General features: G+C 37.2%; 10 protein-coding genes. All 10 read right to left on the reverse strand.

Annotated features, from left to right (window positions below; genetic code table 11):
* Positions 1 to 310 precede the first annotated feature (310 nt).
* Positions 311 to 1,588 (reverse strand): tetratricopeptide repeat protein, encoded by a 1,278-nt coding sequence (locus ACTB0Y_RS02520; RefSeq protein WP_463205217.1) that lies wholly within the window; start codon positions 1,586 to 1,588, stop codon positions 311 to 313.
* Between the two features lie 242 nt (positions 1,589 to 1,830).
* Positions 1,831 to 2,331 carry a DUF4252 domain-containing protein gene (locus ACTB0Y_RS02525; RefSeq protein WP_463205218.1) on the reverse strand — a complete coding sequence of 167 codons (501 nt, stop codon included), beginning with the start codon at positions 2,329 to 2,331 and terminating at the stop codon, positions 1,831 to 1,833.
* Between the two features lie 24 nt (positions 2,332 to 2,355).
* Positions 2,356 to 2,802 carry a hypothetical protein gene (locus tag ACTB0Y_RS02530; RefSeq protein WP_463205219.1) on the reverse strand — a complete coding sequence of 149 codons (447 nt, stop codon included), beginning with the start codon at positions 2,800 to 2,802 and terminating at the stop codon, positions 2,356 to 2,358.
* The gene (locus ACTB0Y_RS02535) at positions 2,799 to 3,332 is read right to left on the reverse strand and encodes an RNA polymerase sigma factor (RefSeq protein ID WP_463205220.1); all 534 of its coding nucleotides are present in this window, start codon (positions 3,330 to 3,332) and stop codon (positions 2,799 to 2,801) included. Before ACTB0Y_RS02535 ends, ACTB0Y_RS02530 begins: the two co-directional genes overlap by 4 nt.
* A gap of 194 nt (positions 3,333 to 3,526) precedes the next feature.
* Positions 3,527 to 4,765: a M48 family metallopeptidase gene (locus ACTB0Y_RS02540; RefSeq protein ID WP_463205221.1), complete on the reverse strand. Its 1,239-nt coding sequence runs from the start codon at positions 4,763 to 4,765 to the stop codon at positions 3,527 to 3,529.
* Between the two features lie 7 nt (positions 4,766 to 4,772).
* Positions 4,773 to 5,714 carry a DUF6340 family protein gene (locus ACTB0Y_RS02545; RefSeq protein WP_463205222.1) on the reverse strand — a complete coding sequence of 314 codons (942 nt, stop codon included), beginning with the start codon at positions 5,712 to 5,714 and terminating at the stop codon, positions 4,773 to 4,775.
* Between the two features lie 77 nt (positions 5,715 to 5,791).
* The gene (locus ACTB0Y_RS02550; protein WP_463205223.1) at positions 5,792 to 7,837 is read right to left on the reverse strand and encodes a hypothetical protein; all 2,046 of its coding nucleotides are present in this window, start codon (positions 7,835 to 7,837) and stop codon (positions 5,792 to 5,794) included.
* A gap of 384 nt (positions 7,838 to 8,221) precedes the next feature.
* Positions 8,222 to 8,968, reverse strand: a complete 747-nt coding sequence (fabG, locus tag ACTB0Y_RS02555; RefSeq protein WP_463205224.1) for a 3-oxoacyl-[acyl-carrier-protein] reductase — start codon at positions 8,966 to 8,968, stop codon at positions 8,222 to 8,224.
* A 106-nt stretch (positions 8,969 to 9,074) separates the two neighbouring features.
* Positions 9,075 to 9,845, reverse strand: a complete 771-nt coding sequence (gene map / locus ACTB0Y_RS02560) for a type I methionyl aminopeptidase (protein WP_463205225.1) — start codon at positions 9,843 to 9,845, stop codon at positions 9,075 to 9,077.
* A gap of 136 nt (positions 9,846 to 9,981) precedes the next feature.
* Positions 9,982 to 11,158, reverse strand: a 1,177-nt coding sequence (gene dnaA, locus ACTB0Y_RS02565; protein WP_463205226.1) for a chromosomal replication initiator protein DnaA, incomplete at its 5' end; no start/stop codon positions are given.

Here is an 11,158-nt window from a genome sequence, read left to right on the forward strand (position 1 = left end):
TTCAGCTGATTAAGAATATGGTCGAAAAATGTGCTCTTTATAATTGCTTGGTTATGTGTGTTTAAGAAATCCAATATTTTTTCTACTTTCCTGATTTTTAGACCAAAATTTTCAAGTTGGGTTAAAACATTATGGTTTCACAAGCCCCTATCACCAACTGCTTGTCTATCCTGTCATTTGTGAATGTCGGATTAACTAAAGTGGAATTGCAGATAGAACAGATAGCGGAAATGGCTTATTTCTGTATATAAATGTTCAGACAGTGATTGATTTAATAAATACCAGTCTGCTTTAATATAAAAGAATTAGCTTAATAAATTACTTCGTAAATGTCGTACTTCCCAAATCCGCCAGCTCTGTCTGAACTTAGGTAAGCTTTGTTAATTGCATTATAGAGTTTGAACGCAATATCATTACCATCAGAATTAATTGGTTGCGATAATAACTCTGCAGGCCCCCATTCATTATTTTCCTGAAGTCGACTTTTATATACATCGTATTTTCCCACGCCTCCGGGTTTATCTGATGAAAAGTATAAAGTATATCCATCAGGACTTAAAAATGGATAGTGTTCATTATTAGTTGTATTAACATTCGAATTTAGCTTAACCGGCTCTTTCCATTCACCATCGGTACTTTTTACTGTTTGATAAAGGTCATATTGCCTGGTTTTGCGATCCTGAAGCACGATAATCATTCTATCTCCTTTTCCGGAAAGCGCTGCATAAGCATTGTTTTTTGTCCGGTTAATTTTACGGGATAGTTTTTGGGGTTCTCCCCAGTTTCTGCCTTTTTTTGTTATTGTCCAGATGTTATTTTCATAAACTACAGCAGCCATATTATAATCCATTGTCATTGAAGTAATTTGCTGGTGCCAGTTTGGATCGAGTACCAGGTCTTTATCATAGGAAACTTCAAGTAAATGCGTGGGTTTTTGGTATTGATTGTTTTCAAAAACAGTCTGGTAAGGTTTTCTAATGTATTCATTAAATATGTAATCGAAGTTCCGGGCCGATGTAAAAATAATTTTATCGTCATAAATAATGGGCGATAAATCATCATTCTCAGAGTTAACAACCGGACCCAGGTTAATGATTGTAGTACCTTTTATGTTATCCTGTTTCCTTTTGTTTTGAATTTCTGCCAATCGCCTTTTTTCTTTACGACAGGCTTCAATGTAGCGTTTTACACTCACCCTGATTACTCCTTCTTTGGGCGGAATGGCACTATACTGGTTAAAAGCCTCAATGGCTTTATCGTATTGTAAATTATGCTGATAGGCCTGTCCAAGGTAATTGAACAAATCGGCCACTGTATCTTTCATTACTTCACGTGCCGATTCAAAATAGGGAATACTGGCGCTCTGGTTGTTGAGTTCATGAAAATACAACATGGCCAATTCATAATTAAAAACAAAATCTTTGGGTTTGGCTTTCACCAGTTTTTTATAAATATCGCGGGCCTCTTCGAAATGACCTGTAGCGTAATTATTTCTTGCTTTATTGTATAGTTTGTCCAAATCCTGTGTCTGGCCATAAAGCAAAATGTTTGTAAAAAGTATGGTGGTAATAATGAGTATGCTTTTCATGGTTATCTGATCAATGAGATTCAACTCGCTATAATAGATTCACGTAATATTTTTATAAAAAATAAAAGTAACCAATTTTCATACACAATGCTAATTTTTTTTGCAACAACTCCTAAAGATTATACCACATTCTTATTAAAAAGATAAGCAGTATCGGGGGATACAAAGTCTAAGAACCAAAAATAAAAAAAGTGCAAAAGTTATTGAACATTTGCACCTTAAAGTAATTAATTTAATTGTTTTTATTGATCTATTTCTTCCAACTTGTGCATCCCTTTCACATGCATGGTTTTTGATAATTTAGCAATTTCTGACAAGTTGATGTCTCCTGAAATCTGGATTACACTGGCATCTTCTTCTGCAACAAGGGTTAGCTCGCTGATTTTATTACCGGCTTTTTTAAGGTAAAAAACAACCCGGTCGTTTTTTTCTTCCACGCGCATAAATTCTGTGTAGGCAGAGTTACTGAAAAAAGACCAAAGATCTTTCATCAACTCCCCCTTTATTGATAAATCATTACAGGCTTCAGCACTGAATATTTTTATTCCTGTTATTCCTTTTGCAACATTGGCTTCTTCTTTATTGTCGGCATATTCCGATGCCAACTGGAAAAGAGCGCTATTAAATGTTACTACCGTATAATTACCTTCACCAATATGTTGGTCATAAATGGCTTTTACATTTTGTGCTTCTGCATTTAAAAAGGCTGTAAAAAGCAGAAATGTAATTAATAAGTTTTTCATAATTAATGTTTTAAGGATTCATAATTAATCTTTGAATGGAATACGCTTTACAGGTTCAAGTTTTTGTAATTCTGCTATAGGTTTTTCAATTGGTTCAATATACCGGGCCGATTTTATTATCTCTTCAATGGGCGACAATCTATTGATATTACGATTCAATTGATACGATACTTGATAAAGCGCTAATGTTGCCTGTTGGTATTGCTGTTTGAGTTGTTTATCTGTATGTTGCATGGTTTTTATTACCGCTAATGAAATCAATAAGGCTAAGACCGCGGCACTTGCAGCATATAACCAACTATTTCTCTTAAGGCTTTTATGTTTTGAAATTGCTCTTTCCCATAGTGATTCAAACTTTTGATCAGTTAAAGTGTATTGCTGCTTGTGTTTAATGTTTTGTTTAAGTGCATGGTTAAAGTCCTTATTGCCAGCGCTATTTTTGTGTTTTTTATATAAGTCAGAATGGTTCATTTTATTTCTGTTTTAATAACATTAACTCTATTTTCCAGGAGGCTTAATATTTCAAACTGCTTACGCAAATGTTTTTTTGTTCGACTAAGTATGGTTCTGATATTCGGCACATTAGTGTTTGTAACACTGGATATCTCTTTGAAAGGTAAGCCCTCCACTTCTCTTAAGTGAAAAACTGTTCGGTTTATTTCGGGCAATTGCCTTAGAAAACGATCGATCCACTCCAGCTGGTCCCATAGTTCTGTTGGGTTAAATGCTTCACTTTTAACTGTTTCATCAATACCTGCTTGTTCATATTTTCGGTTATGTTTTTTGATCATATCAAGACACCGGTTTCTGGTCGATTGTATTAAATAACCCCTGATATCTGAAGTAATGTGTATATTATTTTTCTGATCCCAGCATTTTACAAATACATCCTGTAGCACATCTTCTGCATCGGCTTCGTTTTCGAGTATACTCAATGCCAATCGGTACATGATATCTTTGCTATCATAAATGGATTGCTTCAACTCCTTTTCTTTAATCATGCCGGGATTTGCTTATTATTTATCTATTCGACGAATGTAAACTCATTTTATGACAAGGAATTTACTTATTTATTTAAAAAGCTTACAATTTCCTGCGTAAAATACTAATAATTAGCGTTTAATATTTTAGCCAAATACGATTAAGGTAACAGAGATAAAACAAGTTAAAAGAATGGCCGGCAGGCTCTTCGATTCTATGCCTTTTTTTGCAAGGATTCAAGGTGTTTGATACGTTCATTTACCGGCGGATGGCTGTAATGCATGAAAACAAAAGCCGGATGCGGATTGATGTTTGAAAGATTTTTGTCGGTCAATTTCAGCAAAGCACCGATTAAAGCTTTTGCTTTACCCAGATTCGCAGCAAAAGCATCGGCCTGATATTCGGCTTTTCTGCTTAAATAAGAGGTGGCCAGACCAATGAGTATGGAGGCAGGAGTAAATAAAAAACCAAATACCAACAATGCCATGTGGAATGAGGGTTTAACAGCTCCGATGGCCTCATAAATGGCCTTATATCCGCTGATAAAGTCGAAAAGCAACAAAATAACACCTGTTTGAAGCACACCGGTAATGAAGTTGCGGGTGACATGTTTTTTCTTATAATGGCCAATTTCGTGGGCCAATACGGCAGCAATTTCTTGAACCGATAAATCGTTGATTAGCGTATCGTAAAGCACAATTCTTTTTTTGGGGCCAATACCTGTAAAATATGCATTCGATTTTGTGGACCTTTTTGAGCCATCTATTACATAAATGTTGTCTAGTTTGAATCCAGCCTTTTCTGCTGTTTCTTCAATGGCATTTCTTAAGTCCCCATCTTCGAGTGGCCGTTGCTTGTTGAATAGCGGAACAATCAGATTGGAGTAAAACATGGTCATGAATAACGAAAAAGCTGTTATTACAGCCCAGGCAATCCACCAAAAATGGTCATTAAGATTGTAATAAATCCAGGCAACAAGTGCCAAAACACCACCACCGACAATCACGCTTAGTAGCATACCTTTCAATTTATCCAAGAGAAATAATGCAGGCGTTTGTCGGTTAAATTCAAAGCGTTTTTCAATATAGAAAACTTGGTAGATTTCCCATGGCAAGGCTAATAGTGCACCACCCAAACCAATAAAACCAAAAAATGCCAGTGTTATGAGTATCTCATTATCCAAATAACCACGAATCCAATAATCTATTTGGCCGAATCCATCAAATACCAGCAATGATAAAATAACAATCAGGGAAACTAAACTGCTGAAAAATCCAGTTCTGTAGTTGGCCAAATGATACAAATGCATTTTTTTGCGCTGCATATAACTAAAAACCCTGCTCAAATATGGTGAAACGGGTTTAAGTTCATGCTTTAAGTTAAGGTAGTCAACTATTTCATTTACAAGATATTCTACAACCAGAATTGCAATTACAATATATAATATAACCATATGATTTCTACTCCTCTAACAGCTGTTTTATTTCTTTTTGCCGATTTTTTAATGTGTTCAGATAATTTAAGGCCAGTTTGTTTTTACTTTCAGCTGCTTTTGCTGCATAGTCCATAGCCTTTTCAATGTCACCTTTTAATTCAGCATAAACTGCAAGATTCAGATATGCATTACCTGCCAATGAACGGTTAGCAGACCCGCTGTATTGTTTCCATATCTCAGCGGCTTTATCGTAGGCGCCATTATCCATATAATATGCTGCCCGTTGAAAATCATTGTTGCCGCTTCGGTAATAAACACGATTAGTCAGTTTCCAGTGGGGAGCCACCTGGTGGGCAAACTCCACTCCTGTCTTTCTGATGATATATTTCATTACTTCATTGAAACGCACAAGATCGGCAAGCTTATCAAAAGATCGCCTGTATCCTTCTGCCCATACAGTATCATGATATGTAACATTTTTTTTCTCAGATTGATGTAAAATTTCCCATTCTATTTTATAGGGTACCCTTACGGCAGCATAATATGCACCTCTGCTATTTACATAAATGGGTTCTGTTTCAACTTCTGAAACAATATCAACGTTTTTTAAGATGAGCGCATTACGGCCTGGTGCAGTATATTTTCCCAAACTATCGATTTCTGTAACCCTAGCTAATTCTGTAGCTTTTATTTCTTCACCGACAACTTTTACCAATTCAACGCTCATAAGGCTATCAATCCTGAACTTATCGTACTTTACAAGGTTTTCAAAATCGGCTTTCTGCTTCTGGTTTTGCTTCAGAAAGTCATTATGCAACCTTATATTTTCCATTTGTATTGCTAATGGGCTTGTGGCAGGCTTTAACACCTCCAGTTCAACCCTGCCCATGGTTACGCAACTACTTGTTAGCACTGCCAACAGTAGAAAAATTGCGATTTTATTCCATATTCTATTTGAGAATCTCATATATTATTTAATTACAAACAATTTGCCAAATTTAAGTATCCTTATACATTGTCAAATAAGGTGTTGGATAATTTTGTTCATATCCGCCCCTTAAATTTACGAATAATCCATTCAATTGTTAGTAATATAACGATTATCCACAGTAAAATATTTTTTTCAATTAAATCGGTCATGTAAATTTCTGTTTTACGAACTTTCCGTGCCGGCATATTATTCATCAAATGTGCTACCAGCAGTTCTATTTCAGAAGATTCAAAATATCGCTCAGGACCCGACATTTTTTGCAACAGGGGTTTGCTAAGCGTCATACTACTTAACTCAATATTGTTTTTCCCAACTATAAACGAACCTGTATCGGTAAAGATTTGTTTATCTCCCTGTATTGCAGCTTTAAATTTATAGCGCCCCGATGGCAAAACACCCGGACTGGCTTTATAACGATGTCCTTCCGGAATAAAGCTGTATTTAAACTTATTGCCTGTAGTATCTTGTATTTCAATAAAGCCGGGTAAACTATTATCTGGCTCATAATTTTCGTTAAACCATGTGGCATCAATCTCAATGGGTTGTGAAGCATTATAAAGATTTTCGTTTTCGATAAGGAGACGCTTACGGGGTTTATTAAGCGACAAAAACTTTACTGTTTTGTAAATCAGGTCATATAAGCCCTGATGACTGGCCGTTTGACGATACAAGTACATGTTCCATTTCCATATACCTGTACCGGCCAATATGGAAAAGCGATAAGGTTGGTCAGCAAAAATCCAGGCCAGGCGGTCGGTTTCTACGCCATGTAAATTTTGCTTAAACAGTGCCGCTCCCCGATTGAGTTCATAATTTCCAAAGGGAACGTTCAACGGTGGTAAAAATTCCATATTGCGCTTCAAAACAGGATCAACCAAAAACCAGGTAAAGCGCTCGTTATAGCGGGCAGTGGCTTCTTCAAAATCACCATTTAGCTGACTTAAGTGTACAGCATTCTGCCCTTGATTGAATGTGGAAAAATCGCTTTGAGGCCCGAGAATGAGCCAGTAAGGAATTTTTTTCTCCACTACTTCGGCAAACCAACGGTCTTCAGCAAAATTTCCGGAAGGTATCTGGTGCAATACAACCATGTTGTAGTCTCCAGGGTTGCCGGTAAACTTATTGGCCTGCTTTAACACAGGTTCAAAACGATTAGAATTCTCCAGCGCGCGGCGAATCACTCCAATGTCGGGGTGCACAGCATGATAAAGCAATAAAACCTTTTGCCGCTGTTTTTTTACTCTTATGTAAAAGGTTCTGGACTCGTTCTGTCCAAGTTTTAAGGTATATTTTTGTAAGCCTGTTTGTTCAGGTTTAAAGTAAATGTTGAATTTTTTTCGTTTCCGATTCTTTTGAAATACTACCCGCTCCTTTGAAATAACTTTATCATTTCTTTTAATAAACAACTGAATAACAGTGTCTTTACGAATACTATTTGAACGTAAGTCTATTTCAATTGGCGTTTGCTCATTCAGGTAAGCTATTGGATTATGATAGGTCTGATCTATATACAATTCTGTTCTGGCAAGTGTGTCACCAGTCCCGACGGCAAAAACCGGGAATGGAAGGTTACGGCTTACAAAAACCGGATTTTCTCCCTGATTATAGTTGCCATCTGATATTAATACCAATGCAGACACCGGGTCATCAACGGACTCAGGTATTTGTTTCAACGCATAACCGATATCAGTAGCTTTGCCACTAAAATCCCAGGTATTGACCGGATCGATATTTTGAGCAAATGTATATGTCTGGATATTGTAATTTTCTGAAAGTTGTTTTTTTCCGGTTTGCCAAGTTGAGTCAATTTTTTTCAGGCTGTTCGAATCATTCAAATAGCTCATCGACTGTGAATTGTCCTTCAATACAGCCAGTACAGGTTTATGCGATTCAACAATTATACGGGTTAAACCAGGATTAAATAGAAGTAGAAAAAGCAACATCAAGGCTAAAACCCGGGAAATAAATAAAACCCAGGCGGTAAGCTTCCCCGTCTGTTGGCTTATCCATGGCCATGGATAAAGCACTCTGGAAAGCCCTAAAGCCATTGCCAGCGATAGAATAATACTCAAAAACAGATAGGCTATGGCAGTATTCATAAGTATGGAATATAATGTTTAACAATGCATTACCGGGTTATTAAAATTGTTACCCGGTAATGTATTGCTTCAGATCTATTCTGAAAAAGACTTTTTATCTGTCAATTAGAAAGGATCTCAATATTTGATCCGTTTATAATTTTGATTTTAATGGTCGGACCCGCCTGCCATAGTAGTACGGCGGGCAGGTGTAGCTCGCCATGATATGTAAAATGCACGTCACACACTATTTTTAGTTCCTTTTTAATCATGCGAGTGCCTCGCTCCGCCATCCGCGTTCGCTGAAGCTATAGCGTTTCACCTGCGGCAAGCCTATGGCGACCGAAGAGAAGCGAAAGCTACGCGAAGGCGCGTGTGATAAAAATTTTGTCATAGCTCGGTTCATTAAGTGTTCATTGCACCGCAAACGTTAATAACCTGTCCACTCACGTAAGATGCTAGATCAGAAGCAAGGAACATAGCTGTTTTAGCTACCTCTTCCGGTTCACCGCCTCGTTTCAGTGGAATTTGCTCACTCCAGCTTTTCACCACATCTTCGCCCAGTTTAGCGGTCATCTCAGTAATAATAAACCCTGGTGCAATCGCATTACATCTGATGTTTCTGGAACCCAATTCTTTGGCAACAGATTTTGTAAACCCGATAATTCCGGCTTTTGATGCACTGTAATTCGATTGGCCGGCATTGCCCGAAACACCTACCACAGAGCTCATATTTACAATAGACCCGGAACGCTGTTTAAGCATAGTTCGTTGTACGGCTTTGGTCATGTTAAAAACCGACTTCAGGTTAACATTTAATACGGCATCCCAGTCTGCCTCAGTCATGCGCATCAGCAAATTATCTTTGGTAATTCCAGCATTATTGATTAGTGCATCGATTGAACCAAAATCCTTAACTACTTTGGTAGCCAATTCATTACAACTATCGAAGTTACTGGCATCTGATGCATACATTTTACATTTCACACCTTTGGCACTAATTTCTTTTTCAAGAGATTCTGCGTTTTCATCATATTTAAGATCCGTTCCGGCAATATTAGCACCATGCTCGGCAAAAACCAATGCAATAGCACGCCCAATGCCTCGTGAGGCACCTGTTACAATAGCTGTTTTTCCTTCAAGTAGTTTCATGTTTTTTAGTTTTAATGATGTATTTCTCGAATTATGTTTAGCATTAACAATTACAAAAACACTATAAATGAGCAATTTGATGCATGCCACATAAATCTATTTATAGCTAACTGTACTCATTATGGATATCGGTAAGAACTTCATACCCTTCTTCTGTAACCAATATGGTATGTTCATATTGTGCAGAGAGCTGTTCATCAATGGTTCTTGCAGTCCATCCATCTTCGCTGTCTATATTAACCCTGGGTTTACCCATGTTTATCATTGGTTCAATTGTAAAAATCATTCCGGGTTTCATTTTAGCACCTGAATTTTTTCGTGCTATGTGTTCCACTTGAGGTTCTTCGTGGAATTCCAGGCCAACACCATGGCCGCAAAACTCATACACTACACTATATCCCTGGCTTTTAGCATATCGATTAATCATAAATCCAATATTACCAAATCGATTTCCGGGTTTAACTTGTTGTATGCCAAGATCGAGGCAATGTTTGGTTACATCGAGCAGTTTGGTGGTAGGCTCACTAATTTCTCCAATCTCAAACATACGGCTTGTATCACCATAATAACCGTTCAATATAGTGGTTACATCAATGTTAATTACATCACCCTCTTTTAGAATTTGTTCCTCTGAAGGTATACCGTGACAAACCACTTCATTGGGTGAAATACAGGTGGCTTTTGGAAATCCATGATAATTCAGAGGTGCTGGGGTCGCGCCATGCTCTTTAATGTATGTTTCTATTTTTTTATCGAGATAACCCGTAGAAACACCCGGTTTCACAAAGGGTTCTATATAATCCAGACAGCTGGCAGCTAGTTTACTGCTTTTTCTGATGCCTGCTATCTGTTCCGGTGTTTTGATAATTATTGACATGTAATATTTTTTAAAAATACAAAATTGCTGATTTAAGTCAGTTTTTCAAAATAAAAATGTGGAAAAGCCCAAACTTAGTGAAATAAAAAATCCTTCCTGGTATGGGAAGGATAATTAGTTAGCTATTTATTAAGGACTAATTTTCAAGCATTTTATCAATGTCTGTTACAAAGGATTTAAACCGCTTATCTGTATCTAACAAATTTTTAACTGTTTTGCATGCATGTAAAACAGTTGCATGATCTTTACCTCCTATACGGGCGCCAATGGTCGATAATGATGATTTAGTTTTGCTTTTGGCAAAATACATGGCTATTTGCCGGGCTTGTACTATTTCACGTTTCCTGGTTTTTGACTTAAGCTGGTCTACCGGCATACTAAAATAATCGCATACAATTTGTTGAATTACATCCAGGGTAATCTCTTTACGCGTATTGCTCACCAATTTGTCAATAAGTTCTTTGGCAAGGTCAATAGTGATCTCTTTCCTGTTCAAAGTACTTTGAGCCATCAGTGACACCAGGGCTCCTTCAAGTTCACGTACATTGGTATTGATATGATTGGCAATATAATCGATAATATCCTCTCCCAGCTCAATGCCATCTTTATAGGCCATTTTTTGAAGGATTGTTTTCCGTGTTTCAAAATCGGGCACTTGCAAATCTGCACTTAGTCCCCATTTAAAACGAGACAGTAATCGCTGCTCCAAACCTTCCAGCTCTACCGGAGGTTTATCAGAAGTTAAAATCAATTGCTTTCCTGACTGATGAAGGTGATTAAAAATATGAAAAAACACATCTTGCGTTTTTTGCTTTGCTGCAAGATGCTGAACATCGTCAATTATTAATACGTCAATCATCTGGTAAAAATGTACAAAATCGTTTCGTTCATTACTACGGGTGGCATCTGCATATTGACGCTCAAACTTATTGGCTTCGACGTACAAAACAGTTTTTTCGGGAAATTTTTCTTTTACCTGTATTCCAATAGCATGGGCCAGATGTGTTTTCCCCAGGCCTGAAGCACCATATATAAAAAGTGGATTAAAAGCTGTTTTTCCGGGATTTTGTGCTATGGCAAAGCCTGCTGAGCGGGCTAACCTATTGCACTCTCCTTCTATGAAATTTTGAAAGTTATAGTCACTATTGAGTTGAGGATCGATATTGAGTTTTTGTATGCCAGGAATCACAAAGGGGTTTTTGATATTGGCACTATTGGCGCCCATAGGCATAGATACAGGCCGATTACTCAAATTAGATTTATTTTGTGTAGGTATTTTAACTGCATAAGGCTTTGAATTATGCGTGTTATTA

It is taken from the genome of Salinivirga sp. (genome assembly GCF_055145285.1).